The organism is Mycobacterium lepromatosis, from assembly GCF_000975265.2.
GTDB classification, from domain to species: Bacteria; Actinomycetota; Actinomycetes; order Mycobacteriales; family Mycobacteriaceae; genus Mycobacterium; species Mycobacterium lepromatosis.
In genome coordinates, this window is sequence record NZ_CP083405.1 from 3,085,737 (window position 1) to 3,104,066 (window position 18,330).

The 18,330-nt window shown below is 55.8% G+C and carries 9 protein-coding genes and 1 pseudogene; 3 read left to right on the forward strand and 7 right to left on the reverse strand.

Annotation, left to right across the window (positions count from 1 at the left end):
- From MLPF_RS14610 to MLPF_RS14635, 6 genes are all read right to left on the reverse strand, one after another.
- The gene (locus MLPF_RS14610; protein ID WP_045843545.1) at positions 1-4,206 is read right to left on the reverse strand and encodes a thioester reductase domain-containing protein; all 4,206 of its coding nucleotides are present in this window, start codon (positions 4,204-4,206) and stop codon (positions 1-3) included.
- Entirely contained in the window at positions 4,203-4,439 is a 237-nt protein-coding gene (locus MLPF_RS14615; RefSeq protein WP_045843544.1) for an acyl carrier protein, read from the reverse strand. The genes MLPF_RS14610 and MLPF_RS14615 overlap by 4 nt, the downstream gene beginning before the upstream one ends.
- Positions 4,436-6,049, reverse strand: a complete 1,614-nt coding sequence (gene fadD10 / locus MLPF_RS14620; RefSeq protein ID WP_045843543.1) for a fatty acid--CoA ligase FadD10 — start codon at positions 6,047-6,049, stop codon at positions 4,436-4,438. The genes MLPF_RS14615 and fadD10 overlap by 4 nt, the downstream gene beginning before the upstream one ends.
- A 29-nt stretch (positions 6,050-6,078) precedes the next feature.
- Entirely contained in the window at positions 6,079-6,630 is a 552-nt protein-coding gene (locus MLPF_RS14625; protein WP_045843542.1) for an FcoT family thioesterase, read from the reverse strand.
- Complete coding sequence (gene scoE / locus MLPF_RS14630; RefSeq protein WP_045843541.1) at positions 6,627-7,496, reverse strand: (3R)-3-[(carboxymethyl)amino]fatty acid oxygenase/decarboxylase; 870 nt, start codon at positions 7,494-7,496, stop codon at positions 6,627-6,629. Before scoE ends, MLPF_RS14625 begins: the two co-directional genes overlap by 4 nt.
- A 152-nt stretch (positions 7,497-7,648) precedes the next feature.
- The gene (locus MLPF_RS14635; RefSeq protein ID WP_045843547.1) at positions 7,649-9,064 is read right to left on the reverse strand and encodes a PPE family protein; all 1,416 of its coding nucleotides are present in this window, start codon (positions 9,062-9,064) and stop codon (positions 7,649-7,651) included.
- A 2,079-nt stretch (positions 9,065-11,143) separates the two neighbouring features.
- Here MLPF_RS14635 and MLPF_RS14640 point away from each other — a divergent pair.
- On the forward strand, positions 11,144-11,857 hold the full coding sequence (locus tag MLPF_RS14640) for a zf-HC2 domain-containing protein (protein ID WP_045843539.1): 714 nt from the start codon (positions 11,144-11,146) through the stop codon (positions 11,855-11,857).
- Positions 11,858-11,882: 25 nt separating this feature from the next.
- Here MLPF_RS14640 and MLPF_RS14645 read toward each other — a convergent pair.
- A pseudogene (locus tag MLPF_RS14645) lies at positions 11,883-14,205 on the reverse strand (heavy metal translocating P-type ATPase).
- 541 nt (positions 14,206-14,746) lie between these two features.
- Between MLPF_RS14645 and MLPF_RS16650 the strand changes: the two are divergent.
- Positions 14,747-14,881 (forward strand): hypothetical protein, encoded by a 135-nt coding sequence (locus MLPF_RS16650; RefSeq protein WP_345790348.1) that lies wholly within the window; start codon positions 14,747-14,749, stop codon positions 14,879-14,881.
- Between the two features lie 549 nt (positions 14,882-15,430).
- Entirely contained in the window at positions 15,431-17,719 is a 2,289-nt protein-coding gene (aceA, locus tag MLPF_RS14655) for an isocitrate lyase ICL2 (RefSeq protein WP_045843536.1), read from the forward strand.
- Positions 17,720-18,330: the final 611 nt, after the last annotated feature.

The following is an 18,330-nucleotide window of genomic DNA, read 5'->3' on the forward strand; positions in this document are numbered from 1 at the left end:
CTATCTATCAGCATATTTCAGTGGCTGTGAACATTCGTGTGCTATCAGGGCCCGAATCGACTCTGGTGGTGCGGCAAGCTCGGCGACGGACTCGATGCCGAGGGCCATGGTCGGATAGTCTGCGTAGGATCGCATCTCGAACATCATGCCCAAGGTGAACCATGCATCGATAACCGACCATCTTCGTGGATTTCTCTTCGCCCAGTCACTTTGATCCAGTCGATACTTCCACTCCGCCATATCGAGTTCATCGCTAGCGAACTCACTGACAAAATCCGTGTATGCTACCGCCTCGCCGCGTACCACGGAAATTCCGCGCCCCAGCTCCTCCGATCTAGTTAACGCTGGCACCACGCCCAAGATCGCCTTCGCCGCGGCTCGGCCGGTAGTGACTTCTTCCATCACTGATGTGGCAGGGTAGGCGCGCAACGCAATACAGGCATCAACAATCGAGAGTAGAATGTCAGCGGAATTGCGTAATTGATAGTTTTCGCCAAGTACCCGGGGCAGGCGCACGATGGTGAAATCGAGCGCAGGTGGTGATCCGGCAACGACTAACTCCGCGAGTGACTTAGATGCCGCATACGGATAAGGCGTTTCACGGGGATCGGTGACCCGAGGCACAGTGACATCCGCATTGACGACGAACGACGACAAATGCACCAACCTGGTATTATGCCTGGCGCATGTCTCGACGATCGTGGAAACCAGCTCTATGTTGGCCAACCGCAGTTCACGGTATGGCACCAGCATGTTGGTGTTGCCGACACCATTCACCAGGGTCCCGGCGTCGGTGTCGCGTATCAGTACCTCCAGTTCTGCAGGGCCACTCTCATAAGAGATATGTTCGATCCGTACCCCCTCAACTCCTTGCAGCGCTGTCCACGGATCGTCTTCGGGGAGCCTCGCTCTCGTAGCCAAGACCACCTCGGGATACAACACTCCTGACCGTCTTAGGTCGAGGACCGCTTGGGCAAAGCCAGTGCCCAAAATTCCCGATGCGCCCAACACGATGATAGCGCGCTTTTGGCTGCTATTCCGGGGCTGTTTGACGCTGAACTCCGTGGCGTTTCGTTGCCTGCATAGTGAAGCAAGATCGCGTTCTATCTCGGCAGCGGTGCCGACATCCATCCATCCATTGGCTGTCTGCGCGGCAGTCAGGTTGGCGGCGGTATCGGCGCTGATTAGATCCAGAAGCGAGAGGTGCCGACCCAGATGTTTACGAGTGTCCGGAAGTATTCTGATGAGATCCACTGAGCCAATCCCCTCATCGAGTAGCGATGAGTCCGGTCGGATAGCTCTGCCTAGGTACCGACTCCAGATTTCCGCGAGACCGGCTGCTCCCTCACCCGATCCGGCAGAGTTTCGCACAGAGTCGACAAGTTGTGGCATCGTCAGCAGGTTATCGCGGTCAATTTTCCCGTTCGACTTCCGCGGAATACACGGCACGCCGACCACGAAAAACGAGGACACTCCCAAGCTCGTAAGAATTAGTCTGCTCCGTGTCTCTGCCGCAGCATCGTCGGCACCTTCGCGGGTCCGCTTCGTCTCCAACCACACTCCGAGACGACCGTTGTAAACTTCAACAGCAATATCAGAGACGGTAGGGTCCGCAGAGATGCGCCGAATTAACTCGGCGGTATCGACGCGCTTGCCGGAGATTTTGACGACGGAGTCTTTGCGTCCGGAGAACACCGGAAAACCCTCGTCATCGAGAATCACACAGTCGGCAGTAGCAAACGCTCGACGGCACGAGCCGTCCGTGGTGGTTACCGTGCCGAAGTTGCGGCTGTCGATCCCGAGATAGCCAACAGAGACTAAATCACCAACGATGACGAGTTCGCCGAAGGCGATGAAGACCGTGTTGGGCACTATCGGCCGGCCCAGCCTGAGGCGAGTGTCACTCGCGACGGTCATCGGAGCGCAGACGAGCGGCAAATACGTTACAACGACCGTAGTCTCTGTCGGACCATAGGTCGATACAAGTGAAATACCTTGTGAAGCAAAGGAATCAATCCACTTGTCGACAGCACAGGAACGAACTGCTTCACCGCCAATGACGATCTGGCGAAGGCAAGAACGGCTGATCTCGTCAATCGCGTCGCTGTTGTCGCATAGCAAATGCCACACTGCGGTCGGTAGATCGATAACTGTTGCCCTCTGCACGAAGAGATCTCGTGCGAGTTCTGCCAGGTCACCCATTTTCATGGCGGTGGATCGGACCAACGTCGATCCACAGATCGCGCCACCAAAGATCTCCTCGACACTGATGTCCGATGTCAATGGCGCGCACTGGAGGATGGTGTCGTGTGTTCCCCACCCATAGGCGTTTCTCACCGCGTCACAAAAGAGCGCAAGCGACCCGTGTGAAATTTGGACAAGCTTGGGCTGCCCGGTTGAACCTGATGTCGGCATGATGTACGCGGTTTTGTCGGCAAGTGAAATATCTTGTTTTGCTTGCTTAATACGCTTTTCTGCGAACCTACGTTGCTCGTCATCCAGGTCCACCTCGAGGTGGGTAGCAGCTACATTGATCACGCGGGCCGAAACACCACCACCGTGGTCGGTAATCGCCTTTGCCCGCAAGGGAACCTCGTCGAGAGTGTCGCAGACACTGTAGCCGCAGCCTGCAAGGTGGCACGCGATCAAGAGGTCGATGGTCTTGTCCGTGTTGTCGTCAGTGAACACTAGCACATCACCTGGCAAGACGTTGTCCCGTACCAGCCGGGCAACCCATGGATGGACGTAGCGACGTCTGTCAACAGCCAGGTGAACGCTTCCCCCAGGGTCCAGAAACCATGCTGGCGCTATTGGTTGCGTTGTCTGGGTGACTTCATTGCCTAGGCAGCGGGCACCGTCCGAACTGATCCCAAACCACTCGTTGACAATCATGGCGATCGGCTGATCCCACGCCGCTACCATCAATTCCAACGCCGCAGCGATTCGTTTTGCGACACGGGTGCATGACTTTCCCTGGGGCAGATCTACTCTATTCCAGATCGACAGTTCAAGTGTGCGCTCGTCTTTGTCCAGAACACAAGCCACGGTCATGCCCTCGACAGGACCAATATCCGTCACCGTCGGTACTTCCAACAAGAAACGGCGAAGGCCGGGCGCGCATGGCTCGCGTATGAAATTGAGTGTCAATGCTTCAAGGTGACGAGTCTGGTTGAGCGCCAAATACATTCGTCGGTACTGTTCCTCGCGAAGCCAGCGGAGTCTAATTGCCTTGACATAGGATCGGTCAAGTGTTCGGACGACATCTTGCACCGACGCAAATGGAGGAAATCGGATCGAGTGTGCAACCGAATTGACCAGGCATGTAGCAACATCCAGATTGGGCTCCCCGAAGCGGTTGTCCACAGTGTGAACCAGCAGGGTCTCGGTGCTCTGCCTAAGGCTAGCGTCCACTGCTACTGTCGCCGCAGCCACCAATATGTTGAGTGGGATCTTTTTAGCCTCTGACAAGGCGATAATTTCATCAAATGCTTTGCCGAAGAGTAGTATTGATTCGTAAAGAACTCCCAGGGCAGCGGTCCCGGAGGCGTCGTTTGAAACTTGACTATACCCACCGTTACGCACTTCTTCGGCCAGCTCACGTTGCACGACATTGGCCAGACGCTGTAGCGATTCCTCCACCCTGGTCGCCTCACGACGGTGTGCTTCCGCAAGCTTGGCCAGAGCTTGGCGGATACCAGGGATCTCGACCCGATTATCAGTGTCAAGGTGATGTGCCAAATCGGCCTCAATGATTCTAATCGCGCCGCCATCAAACAGGATGTGATGGGTGAAGACATCGAGGCGTGCCACAAAGCCGCTCTCGTCGGTCCGCACGGTGTACCGCACGAGTGGCTTGGCGAGGATGTCAGGAGACCAAGCGCGCATCAGATCGTAGTCACGCCGGTCTGTCCGCGATTGTTCGTCGGACCGCACACGCACGATGTCGCCGAACTGCAACCGCGGCACGAGATCCGGATAGTCACCCTCCGTTGAGGGTGACTCAAGAACGCAAAGTTGCAAAGGGTTTTTGAGGATCGTTGCTTCAAGTGCCGCCAGGAATCCCGACAGCTCCAGCTGGTGGAATCGATAGCTTTTGCCGATAAAATACAAGGCGGGATCGTTGTCCTGTAATACCCCGTTGTAAATGTTCTGCTGAGATCGACTCAAGGGAACACGATCAACGCGAGGTGTGTTTGGCGCTGTCACGTAGAACTCTCCAGCTGGCGAACCCAGCTCGCAATCGACAGGTTGTCCATTAATTTGGATTGTATCTCAGCTTCCTGGCTCAGGCCGAGTTGCTTTATTAAGAGCGTGAACCGAACAGAGTCCAGTCCGAGGTCGCGAAGATCGGTTTCGTCGCCTTCAACCAGATCTGATTCTGCGACATACAACACCTCACAGACAGCCGTGAGAACCCTTTCCCGTACTGTCTCAGTCACGAACGACCATTCCCGAGTTGCTCTCCGTTCAGCGCCGCTGCCAGTGTTGCACGCATGACCTTGCCGGACTGCGTTCGAGGAATATCCCTGACGATCACAATCTTCGACGGCCGCGCCATCGATTCCGACTCACGTCGATAACGAGCCGCAATTCTTCGTTTAAGCTCGATCGTGGTTGACTCGTTCAGCTCTGCCGACGGGACTACTGCCAATCCGACTAGCGCTCCGAAATGCGCATCGGGTATTTCGTAGCATGTGGCCTCACGAACTCCCGAAACGCTTTCAGCGATGCGATCAACCTCGTCGGGCACGATGTTTACGCCACCGGAAACGATCATCTCCGAAGATCTTCCCTTGATATAGAAGAAACCGTCCTCGCGTCGCTCCACAAGGTCCCCGGTGTTCACCCACCCGTCAACTAGAATTTCTCGGGTGCGCTCCGGATTATTCCAGTACCCCAACATGTTTGCTGGTGATTTAATCCACAGCGTGCCGAAGGATGCGGAAGAAGAAGATGCGGAAGAAGAAGCGGTGTCTGCGATGGTGGGTCCGCCACCATTTGGATTTGCCAGATAAACTTCCACGCCAGGATATGGACGTCCGACAGCGCCCGCCTCGATTTTGTAGATTGATCCATTATCGGTTGGTAAACACAAGGCGGTGCAGCCCGTTTCGCTCAAACCGTAGAACTGTGCGGTGCGCACACCCGCAGCTTCAATAAATCGAACATCAGATGCAACTCCCCGCGAACCACCGTAAACAATTAGTCGCAACGGCGGAACTACCACGTCGCGGAACTTCAGTTCGTAAACCAGTTTCGAAAGAAGGGTTGGAACTAGGCATGTCGTCGCGACTGTATTCGCATTGAGAACCTCCGTTAACGACGACGTGTCCGCACCGCCGGTGATACATAAACCTCCATGCATTAGACAGTTGAGTATCCACCAAAGGCCGCCGATATGCGTCGCCGACAGAGGCGAGTAGGTGGTTTCGCTGACGACCCAATCGATCCAGTTCAGATCTTTTTCCCGTAAAATGTCCGGGATAGCAAAGAAGGTGCGATTGGGTAGTAGCACGGCTTTTGGCTCGCCGGTCGTACCGCTGGTGAAAATCATCGCCAATGGGTCATCGGCGCCATGGTTTAGGTTCCCGGCTAAATAATCCGCATCCAACGAGCAAGCGGAATACGTTGCATCAGTGGTGGTATTGACCGTTATTGCCGGTATCGAGTGGAGTACTTCCGGCAGCGAGGAAGAGTCTATTTTGCACTTTCGTGCGACAAGGACCGCACTGGGGTCACTGATTTCGCTGAAACGACTGATGGTTGCGGGAGGCAGATTGCCGTCCACCATGACTGCGATCGCCCCGAGCTTCGCGCAAGCCAGCACCGACAGGTATGTTTCGGGACCGTTGTCCGAAATGATGAGCACCCGGGATCCTTGAGAAATCGGCTGAGCACTAAGACGCGCGGCAAGCCCATTGACTTCGGCAATAAGCTGACCGTATCGTAGTTCGCTTGTCCCGTCACTGCGACGCAAGGCGATTGCCCCCGGACGCTCGTGCGCCTGCTTCAGTATTCGTTCTAGCACGGTAGGCGGTAAGGGTGACATAACTGTAAAGTGAATCTCCTATGCATAAATTACGGGATGTTAAGTATCGCGACTTCGAATTCCCCTATTGCAGAACCGCCGTTGTCGTCCCAAAATTCTATGGTGTTCGATAACTGGAGATAGCGCCATGTTCGCTCGACGATGTGTAGATCATAGACATGCAAACGTGCGGAAAATTTTTGAGGGTTGATCAGCTTTTTAAATCGCGATGATGTGTTTTTAATCAATATGTTGGAAAGCTGGTTCCTGCAATAATCTGCGATTGACCAACCTCGGAGTGCGGAAATATCTTTGTTGACGACACTTTGGGCGTACGCGCTGTAACCTAGTTGATTGAAACACAGCATCAACTCTACCGCATTGAAGTGCCCCGTACCTCGAATGTAGGCGGATTCCTCAATACCGAAATTACCATACGCAAGGACCGAATCAGGGCTGGCTCTGTACTTTGCGTCAATGAGATAGCGGCATCCCTTGTAGGAGTAGGGTTCCAGTATGCTACCGAGCAAATCTTCTGCCATCGGAAAGGTGTTTGTGGATTCTGCCGCGCTCTGCAGAGAAGGGGCCAGCTCGGCGCTCATGCGGCATATCCCGGCGTCTTGAGGCCATCCAGCAAGGTCAGACGGTACGTGATTAAGGTGCCCGAGACCGTGCTGTGTTTTGCCCGGTGCACAAGAGCCCGGTTATCCCACAAGATGACGTCACCAACCTCGTAGTGTTGAGTGTGTATAAGCAACGATTTGCAGTCAGGGTCGAGCTGACCCGACGCGGTTAGGAGCTCTTGCAGCACCATCGGGTCAAGTAGATTTCCGTTTTTGCCCTCGACCGAAACGGTGGCTGCCTCGCAAATGTAAAGGATTTCTTGCCCGGTCTTAGGGTGTTTAATCACTGTAGGCCACTTCTGCGGGGGAGTGACTTCTTCGATTTCTGCTAGGACTTCTCCTATAGGTCGATAAACATCGCTTGGGCGTATTTTGATGTAGCGCCGAGGAGAATGTGTACTATACGTTCCTCGCACCGAGTTTTTCGTAGTGCTGGGAAGCGATTCCCAAGCCTGGCTGAGGTCGATAAAATGAGTCCCGCGGTCGTTTCCGGGCATCGCAAGAGGCAGAGTCATAGAAAATGCAAAAGGTTTCGGCATGAATATATAATCGACATGCCAGAAAGCGCCGGTGTTCGGAACACCCTGCCCTTCCTCGGTAGAAGAAACAAATATTTCAGGATAATCTTTATGACGATAAATAGGTTCGTAATAAGGAACGATTTCTCCAATTATTCTGCCAAGTTTTATAAATTCTTCTGGAGTTGGGTGTACGTTTTTTAACACAACAAGCTTATTGACATAAACTATTTTACGGATTTCGGCGGTGGATATATTGTCTAAGTTTTTGGGGTCAACTCCCGTGACCTGTGCACCAAGTCCCTCACCTTTCACATGGAGCGTCATCGATTCTTTTCTTCTCCTTATTTACTTGCTGTTTTCGGTCCGCATCTTCGAGCATCTCTCACCGTCGCGATCCGCACCTCCTGGATGAAAAGTTGGTTATATTTTGATCATGCGAAGAGTGAGCAGTCGCATAAGCTAGCGAAAAAATTTCCCTATTCGTGCACTGCCGTTTCGTTGGTTCCAGTTATCCAGGTAGTGGGGAGTAGCGGGACACTGCTGCTTGTACTGGCAGCCATTCCGGCGGGAGTGCTGACGGTTGTCGGTACGGTGCCGGCAAAGCCGATGGGGCCAGCGCCGTGGTTACTTGTTGTGTGCGACATGGGTTCGGAGTGGGGGGGGGTATCTATGGCATCGGCTATGGTGGCGGTTGCTTCAACGAATTCGTAACGGTAACCGCGTGCGCCACCTCGGGTGTTGTTTCCTCGTTGACGCTGTGCTCGGGCGGAAGGCGAGCTTGTTCTTGCTGCGGCAGTGATCCCGATCGTGTTAGTGGCAGTGTCAGGTGACTTTGTGTCGGCTTTGGGGCCAGAGCTGACCCCTGGTGGCGACAGGCCGGGCACGGCGTAGTTGATGCTGGGTGAAGGTGGAGGGTTGTCAGCCGTAGCCGAGGTGGATGTGCTGGGTGCGGAGTTGCTCGTGTATAAGTTTCCGCTAGAAGTAGCCGCGACGGGTGGCGCGACTACAACGCGGATGTGTGGGCCCGCGTTATTGTCGTTATTGTCAGAGTGAGATCCTGCGGGAGTGGGAGATACTCCGACTGGAAGCTGTCCGTTCCATAACATGGCCAGCGTACCCAGGACGCTCAATGCTGGCGCAAAAAAGGGAAGTAGGAGCATTCCGTACGAAGCATAATAGGGGTACCAAAGAAAGTCGTACAATTGCAAAGAAATAATGGCAAGGATAACAGCAACGGCGGATCCGAATCCCAATCGTTGGAAAAACTCTAGAAAATATTTGTATGGATCTGCGATAAAATCTAAGATGTCCGTCAGTAGTTGAACAATCCAACTCGGTACGAACTGCAGGACGTTTTGGGTTGCGCTACCCGGTGCAAGGATGGGTGGCGCTGCTTGGGTATGTAGTATTGTTGCCGTTGCCGCCTCGCTGATGGCCTGGTAGGCCGCCATAGTGTCGGCGGCTTGTACCCACATCCGAACGTAGTCGGCTTCGTTGAGGGCAATGGGAATGGTGTTGATCCCGAAAAAGTTGGCGGCAATCAAGAAACCACGAGTTGCGCGGTTGGCGGTAAGTTCTGCCAGCGTGGGCATGGCGGCTAGCGCGCTGCTGTAAGCGGTTGCCGCGGTTTCATGCTGCTTAGCGGTGATTGCGTTGTTGATCGATGTTTGCTCAAGCCAGACCAGGTAAGGGCCATGCGCCGCCACAAACCGTGTGGCGCTAGCTCCCCGCCAGCCGGTGGCCTGAACATCAGTCATCAGCCGAGTCAGCTCGGCAGCTGCGTCGGTGTATTGATTGCTAAGCTCCTGCCATTGCGCAGCGGCAACAAGCAATGATTCCGCCCCCTGTCCGGTACTTAACAGAACCGAGTTCACCTCCGGAGGTATGGCCATCCACATCGGGCCTGTCAGAGCTCCAACTCCTTTCATGGGCGTAGAGCGCTCGGCTTTATGCACTCAAAGCATGACTTCAAGCCGTCACTTCCCGGTGTTGGTCGGCGAAAGCGCGCAGAAAGTTCCCCCCTGCCCAGGAATAACGTATGTGATGCGCAGCACTCGATTGTCTGCTGGGGTACGCTGACGCTCGCCATCAACCTATGGCTGGGCTGATGCTGATGGCGCTCCGTCGCCGCAGCTGGGGGGCAGCCTAAGACGCCAGCGCATTCCCGGCCTAAAGTAGATCGATTGAAACAACGGCTCAGGTGAGCTGCACCTGCGTCTAGCAACGGAGTTGGCAAAACTCGTTGGAGATTGTCGCCTCGCGGACGCAACTAACTCCACTTTGGATTACCACGTTCAACAAATTATTTTACGTGGCCTCGGGCATCCGTTGTTTGAATACCCTAACTGATCCTGGCTCTAGACGATGCAGTGTCGACCCTAGGGGTGGCTATCGATCGAGCCATGATTAACTCATGTATTAAATTGTATGCCGAATGACAATGACAGGTGGCAAGAATTCAGCGATTACCGCTCCGTTTTCTTTGACTGTATTCCTTTATTCATTTCGTTGATTCTGCGACCTGTGTTGCTGGATCTGAGTGTAACGGAAAAACGGTTGAGTAGTTTGCCGATTTTTGTGTTGCCAAGCTGTGCTCTAATCAAAACCGAACGGTACAGGGGCAAGCATTAATGCATTAATCAAGCGTTAATTGGTCACTTTCATGGCTATGCAACGAAAGCTGCTGTATGCATTCGGCGAATTGGCAGTAATTTCTGAACTTGGTACCTTAATTTCCTCGTAGGGTAAATTTGGATCAAGCGATCCGATGTCTCACATTATATAGCTAGAGTTAGCCTATTCTATCGTGGCTGTGAGCACAATAGTCGATCTAAATTTTGAAATAGGATGCGTGATCGAAGGAATTACGTACTCAACCATCCGGTCAGACCAGCATTACATATTCCAGATCATCGGAAGTCGCTGCGACGACGGCAATTTTCTACAATCGCTCCTCTGATATTTGTTTTCCGTAATGCTTTAATCATTATATGAATTCGACAGTACACAAAAATCCAGATCGGTGTACTGCTACTACCAGTATAACAGTGGTCGTTGTCGGATGTCTAGCACAGGCCACAACGGTTTCCATTGCTACCATTGTGGAAGGAACTGGACGACACAACGCTTTAATTTTAATATTGACACTGTCGGATTCGTCAATGCATGGAGCTTGCTGCTCCTACCCTGCCCTGTCACAGGGGGAGAGTCCATAGCTGTTCCAGCACCACACGGCTACTTGAACAATTGCGTCTCGACAGATTCTTCCGCCAGCGCCGCGGATTGCTGCTGCTGTAACGCGATCTGATAACTGCTTGTTTGGAGATCGTGTATCTGGGCGCATGACAATCTGGTGAGCAATCGCTCCCGATATTTACTCTACCAGACCGTCGTCGCGGTTCGCGACTGCATCACTGATTCTGTTCTGTTACGCTGGCCATCAAAACGAAGTTGCGATCCGTGCAGCTGACGGCAATCCGCTGCTTGAACAAATGGTTCGGCTCGCGTTGATGTGGTCAGCGAAAACCACCAGCAACAGTCCATCCGAAGATTGGTTGCACAGCAATACCCAGCCAGAGATCTACTGGACAAAATCCACGAATTACGCGAATTTTCCGACCATATGGAAGAAAGCCAAAATATAGTTGCCTACGTTGCCCATTCAACTGTCGCAGCACAATACCTAAACTAGCACAGCACGACCCCAGGTGGACTTGGATCTGGTGTGAACGGCACGATGCTGGTTTCGGCCTAATCCTGTACGATTACGCCGGTATGGTCGATGCAGTCACAGTGGATGCGGTGGCGAGAATAGGTGCGGGGTGAGCAGTCACCTCAACCGGCGATTCTGGGATTGGTTCGAATGAAAGCCGAATGAAATTTGGCGGAACGCTCCTGCTATCTCATAGTATCTTACGTGTCGACATGGGTACCGACGGGACATTCTGTCGACGTTGCGCGACGATAGGGACATGGATTGCGAGGTGGCCCGCGAAGCGTTGTCGGCCCGACTCGACGGCGAGAGAGAGGCCGTGCCATCGGTGCGTGTCGATGAGCATCTTGGTGAGTGCAGCGCGTGTCGTGCGTGGTTTGATCAGGTAGCTGACCAAGCACACGACCTGCGTCAGCTGGTCGATTCCCGCCCTGCTATCATACCCGTTGATGCTCTTGAGATCGTGACGCCGCCGCGGCGGCGACGTCCATTAATGACCTGGCAGCGTTGGGCGTTGTTTTGCGTGGGCATCGCACAAATCGTCCTGACAACCGTGCAGGGGCTCGGCCTAAGTGTCGGACTGACCCACGATCGCGCGATGATTTTCGGGAGCCACCTGCTCCACGAGTCAACGGCGTGGTCGGCTGCGATCGGTGTGATCATGATGGCAGCGGTGCTGTGGCCGGGTGTCGCTGCCGGGCTTGCGGGCGTTTTGACGGTGTTCGTCGGTTTCTTGACAGTTTACGTCGTCGTAGATGTAGTCGCCGGCGCCACCACCATACTGCGAATTCTGTTGCATCTGCCGGTGGCGATCGGTGCGGTCCTTGCTATCGTGGTGTGGCGACACAGTTCGGCTCCACGGCCGACACTCGATGATGCGGTCGACGTCGATCTCGATATCATCTTGCCTCAAAACGCTTCTCGTGGGCGACGACGTGGTCATCTGTGGCCTACCGATGGGTCGGCGGCCTAAACCGTCCTGGGTGCGACGGCTCGCATTAGGGGGCGTCCACAGGGTTACACGCAGTCGAACGGAGCCGAGTGTGCCGCGGACAACGCCATCGTTTGACTGTCCGATGACGACTGGTGCCACAGCCCAGTATGGCCCTGAAGTTCCGCAATCGCAGGCTGTTTGAGACGACAAAAAACGACGAGAACGCCATGGTCGCACCGGCTACTAGTGGGTTGAGCAATCCAGCGGCGGCAATAGGTATGGCGGCGATGTTGTACCCTAATGCCCAAACCATGTTGAGTTTGATAGTGTGCATCGTTGCAGCGGCCAGGTCGAGTGTTATGGGTACGACATCGAGATTGTCGCGGACCAAGATAATGTCGGCGGCGCCAATCGCGACGTCGGTCCCTGCACCGATGGCCATGCCGAGATCGGCGCGTGCGATTGCTGGCCCGTCGTTTATGCCGTCACCGACCATAGCGACTACGTGTCCGCGGTCGCGCAGTTGCTCGATGACGTCGACCTTGTCTTCGGGCAAGATGTCGGCGATCACCTCGTCGATACCGAGACGGGCCGCCACAGCGGCCGCTGATGCTGGGTTGTCGCCGGTCAACAACGCGGTGCGAAAACCACGATCGTGAAGTGCGGCGATAGCTTCTACCGCCGAAGCTTTCACGGCGTCGGCGACCGCGATGACACCGCATTGTTCACCGTCGATTTCGACGAAAACTGCTGTTTCACCGCGCAAGTCGGCGTTGCGTCGGGCCGTGACGAGTGTGTCCGAGTCGCACCGCGAAGCGATCCATGATGGTTTGCCAACTCGCACTGCCCGCTCGGCCACGGTGCCGCTGACTCCGTGGCCGGGTACTGCACGGAAGTCGGCGATCTGTTCTCGATGAGTCGTTGACGCGGCGATCGCTAGCGCGACAGCGTGTTCGGACGCCGATTCAACTGTCGCCGCCATTTGGAGGACCTCGTTAGCCTGCCAGCCCGGCGCAGCCGTTACAGCGCTGACTTTCAATTGGCCCGTTGTTAGCGTACCGGTCTTGTCGAACACGATAGTGTCCACGGCGCGGGTGGCCTCGAACGACTCATGGCCTTTGAGGAATATCCCCAGTTGGGCGCCGCGGCCGGAGGCCACCATCATGGCGGTCGGGGTCGCCAATCCCAGCGCGCACGGGCAAGCGATGACGAGAACGGCAATTGCGGCCGAGAACACCCGGTCGGGTCCGCCTCCGGCGATCAGCCATCCACCGGCGGTTAGGGCCGCGATAGCGAACACGCAGGGTACAAAAACTGAAGCGATGCGGTCAGCAAGCCGTTGGGCGTTGGCATTCTGTTGCTGTGCCTGTTCGACCAGACGGACCATGCCGGCAAGCTGTGTCTCGTCACCTACTGCGGCGGCTTCCACAATCAGCCTCCCATCAAGCACCACGGTGCCACCGATGACTTGTGCGCCCGGGTCCACCCGGACTGGCTTGGCTTCGCCAGTGATCGGGCTCATGCCGACGGCGGCTGACCCGTCGATGACGAGCCCGTCTGCGGCTATCGTTTGCCCGGGGCGCACTACGAAACGTTGCTGTTCATTGAGTTCGTCGGCCGGAATGACCATTTCTGAACCGTCAGGCTGCAGAACAGTGACGTCCTTGGCGCTCAGCGCTGCCAGGGCCAGCAGCGCACTGTTAGCGTGTGACTTGGCGCGAGCCGTAAAATACTTACCTGCCAGCACGAATACCGTAATGCCTGCGGCGACTTCGAAGTAGATGGCGTCGGTGCCCAGCAGTGCCCGCCAAACGCCGCGGTGCTCTGTGGGCTGGTGATGGCCGAACACGGTGTAAAGTGACCATATCGTGGCGGTGGTGATCCCGATCGAGATGAGCGTCTCCATGGAAACGCCGTGATAGCGCGCGTTGTGTATCGCGACTCGATGAAATGGCCATGCTGCCCAAGTTACGACCGGCATGGCCAGCGTGGTAAGCGCCCATTCCCAGCCGGGGAAGCGGGTGCTTGGTAGCACAGCGAACATCACCGACAGGTGGGCTAGTGGCACGAAGAGTGCGGCAGCGACCGCTAACCGAATCAGTAGATATCGCTCGTTATCGGCGTCGGCTTGCCTGCGCTGCAAGACCTCGCCGCCATTTGCGCACAGTGCTGCTCGACGAACTGCCTCACATAACTCAGGGGGCTGGGTGGCTTCGTGGATGTTGATCGCCGCCACTCGGGTAGCGGAATTAACTAACGCCGAATAGCCAAACAGCTTGTTGGAAAACTTATTCCATCCGTTTGGCGCACGTAACACAGGACATCCCGGTGATGTCGAGCTGTATCCGCTGCACAGATAAAGGGTGTCCCCCAATTGCGGTGGTCATCGCCGACATCCTAGCTTTTCACCTCCTGCATACTATCTTACTGGAAGACCTTACCCAGAACTTAAGGTTGTCACGACCTGACCACAAGTTTTCGGGAATCGTCGCCTATGCGTTATGCATGTCGACATATGACGACAATATTACTCAGCTCGCCAAATCCTCCGGACAGGGCGATCGGCCACATTGTCAGAGCTCATCACCGCCACAAAGCGCGATGCGTGGAGGATGGTCGGCCAGTCTTACCGGTTCTGCCAGCGTCGATGACCTACCCCAGGAAACGTTTCTGCGGGCAATCCGTTTCCTGCTCCTGCTTCGCAGGTCGATCGACGGCTCGGACGTGGCTGTTGTCCGATCGCTCGCCGCGTATTCGTCCGATCAGATACGCCACAACGCAAGCCAGGTCACGAACCGCGCACGTGGCCAATTTCGACGACGTGCTTAAGCGGAGCCGTCACGGCGGCCGGATCGAGAACACTGTGGAAATCCGCATTTTGCTTGACGAGCTGGGGTGGGAGCGTCGCGAAGGGCTGATTTTCAGCAGGTGCTGGGTCTGTCCTATACCGAAGCGGGCGGGGTCTGTGGGTGCCCCGTCAGCGCTATTCGTTCCCGGGTGGCACGCGCTCGCGATAATCCACTGCCGGCGATCAACCGCGAAGCCTACGCTGAGTTAGCGTAGCGCTCGCCTTGCGCCTTGGAAATTTTCTCGGTCATGTCACGGTTGATGGTTAGCGCCACCTGTGTGATATTTTGGCCCATCCTGGACAGAGGAAGCCCTTGTGTGTTTGTGGTTGCCGAAACCCGAGTTAGAGGAGACTTCTGGTCCAGTGTGGCAGTCGACCGACATCTAAGGTGTATATGGCGCACTGCACCAACTATCGGCCAGCAACATTACCTGGCGAGAAAAGCAGAGTGTGGCGGTCGCATGCGCACTGACACCCCACTGGAAATCCGTTGCCGCCGTTCAAATACCAGCTCCTAGGCGGTGTGTCTTAGCGCTTGTCGAGTCTATCTTAGGCACTGCAAATTGGGAACCGCCGGCGCATAAACATCCGGGTGCATTATCTAGCACCCCGTCTTCCAGTTACTAAGGACAACCAAAGTGATGTGATGGAGTTGCCCCGACACCCATTGGCGAGCATACTGGCCGCGGTCGTCCGGTGATGTAGCTCAAGTAACCTAAACGATATACTACACTAGGGGCTGGGTTAAGGAGGAATGCAATCCCATGGCTACCCTGGACACGAACACCGAGTTCCACACACTGTTTACGCAGGAAGTCGCCTCAACTCGGCAATACTTTGACGATCCACGCTTTGCCGGGATCATGCGCCTTTATACAGCCCGCCAGGTCGTAGAACAACGCGGCACCATCCCCACCGATTACACTGTGGCACGAGACGCCGCGATAGCGTTCTACGCTCGCTTGCGCGAGCTATTCGCGGCCGGCAAGAGCGTCACGACGTTCGGCCCCTACTCGCCAGGGCAGGCAGTCATCCTTAAGCGGATGGGCATCGAGGCGATCTATCTCGGCGGCTGGGCAACCTCAGCTAAGGGTTCCATCACCGAAGATCCCGGTCCTGACCTCGCCAGCTACCCCCTGAGCCAGGTGCCAGACGATGCTGCGGTACTGGTGCGCGCCCTGCTGGCTGCCGATCGCAATCAGCAGTACCTACGATTACACATGACTGAACAGCAGCTCGCCGCCACCCCGGCGTATGACTACCGCCCATTCATCATCGCCGACGCCGACACAGGACACGGTGGCGATGCGCACGTACGCAACCTGATCCGCCGATTTGTTGAGGTCGGAGTTCCAGGCTACCACATTGAGGACCAGCGTCCGGGTACCAAGAAGTGTGGCCACCAGGGTGGCAAGGTTCTAGTGTCTTCGGACGAACAAATTAAACGCCTCAACGCCGCCCGTTTCCAGCTCGACATTATGCGGGTGCCCGGCATCATCGTCGCGCGTACAGATGCCGAGGCGGCCAACCTGATCGACAGCCGCGCCGATGAGCGCGACCAGCCGTTCTTGCTGGGCGCCACCAATCTGAAGGTTCCTGCCTACAAGGCTTGCTTCCTGGCGTTGGTGCGGTGTTTCTACGAGCTGGGAGTCAGGGAACTCAACGGCCATCTCCTCTACGCGTTAGACGATGGCGAGTATGCCGCTGCGAGCGCATGGCTTGAGCGCCAAGGCGTGCTGGCCCAGGTCTCCGGCGCTGTCAATGCGTGGCAGGAGAACGGAAAGCAATCGATCGGCGATCTTTTCGACCCAGTTGAATCTCAGTTATTGGCCGCTTGGGAGAAGGACGCCGGGCTGATGACCTACGGCGAAGCCGTGGCAGAAGTGCTCCAATTCGGCGAGAGCGAAGGCGAGCTGATCGGTACGAGCCTCGAGGAGTGGCGGCGATTCGTTGGGCGGGCATCTTTGTACGCCGCACGCGAAAAGGCCAAGGAATTGGGCGTCGACCCCGGTTGGGACTGCGAGCTGGCGAAAACCCCGGAAGGTTACTACCAAATCCGCGGCGGTATTCAGTATGCGATAGCCAAGTCGTTAGCTGCAGCGCCGTTCGCTGACGTCCTTTGGATGGAGACCAAGACCGCTGATTTGGACGACGCCCGGCAGTTCGCCGAGGCGATCCACGCCGAGTTTCCAGAGCAAATGCTGGCTTACAACCTCTCGCCATCGTTCAACTGGGATGTCACCGGCATGAACGATGAGGAGATGAAGCGCTTTCCCGAAGAGCTCGGGAAAATGGGCTTCGTCTTTAACTTCATTACCTACGGTGGGCATCAGATCGACGGCGTCGCTGCCGAGGAGTTCGCCACCGCGCTGCGACAGGACGGCATGTTGGCGTTGGCTCGGTTGCAACGCAAGATGCGTCTGGTCGAATCGCCCTACCGCACACCCCAGACCCTGGTCGGCGGCCCGCGTAGCGACGCAGCGCTGGCCGCGTCCTCCGGGCGTACGGCGACAACAAAAGCCATGGGCAAAGGCTCGACCCAGCAGCAGCATCTTGTGCAGACCGAGGTGCCGAAGAAGCTGCTAGAGGAATGGCTGGCACTGTGGAGTGAACACTACCAGCTTGGTGAGAAACTCCGCGTGCAACTTCGGCCACGCCGCGCCGGCTCGGATGTGCTCGAACTCGGGATCTACGGCAACGGTGACGAGCAGCTGGCCAACGTCATCGTTGATCCGATCAAGGATCGCCATGGCCGCAGCATCCTTCAAGTGCGTGACCAGAACACCTTCGCTGAAAAGCTTCGGCAGAAGCGACTGATGACCTTGATCCATTTCTGGCTGGTGCACCGCTTCAAGGCCGACACGGTGATTTACGTGACTCCTACCGAGGACAATTTTTATCAGACCTCTAAGATGAAGTCCCACGGCATCTTCAGCGAGGTTTATCAGGAGGTAGGCGAGATTATCGTCGCTGAGGTGAACCACCCGCGGATTGTTGAGCTGCTTACCCCCGATCGCGTTGCGCTGCGGCGGTTGATCGCCAAGGAAGGGTGAAGAATACCATTAACCATCGGTTGGGGCAGGCCAAGCGGAATATCGGAGTATGGAGTCTTGAAACGTGCGATAGTGGTGCTGATCCGGTGATATGGGGTCCACTCGATCTGCAAAGTGTCCCGTACCAATTGCTTGTATTTTTTAGCAGCCCAAAATCCTTTGCTCACGTCCAGTAGGGGGCTGGGAAAAGTTAGGCGGAACGGAAGTGGGGTTTGATGGGAACTAACCTTAGGACGGCGTTCGCACTTCTTTCCAGTGCAGCCATGCTCGGTTGGTAGCAGTCCTTGGAAGCGGTAGGGTGGCGACAATAAGATAAGGTGTCAAGCAGCGCCACAGCGCCAACAGCAATCACGATGACGCCTCTGTTTAGAGCTGTGTCGACGCCATCCATAACGCCAGAAACCGGTGGCCCCAATATGCGGTAGACGGGGCACCACCCTCGGCGTCAGTGGTGGCGGTTGCATTGGCAACGTGTGTGGCGGTTGTCCTTAAACGCGCGACGTGTCGAGCTTGTTAAGCACACGCGCGGCGACTATTTGCTCGTGGCTGAGCACACCATGAGGTCGGCTGTTGGACTTTAGGGCCTAGCCCCGTTGCGTTGGGGTTATGGT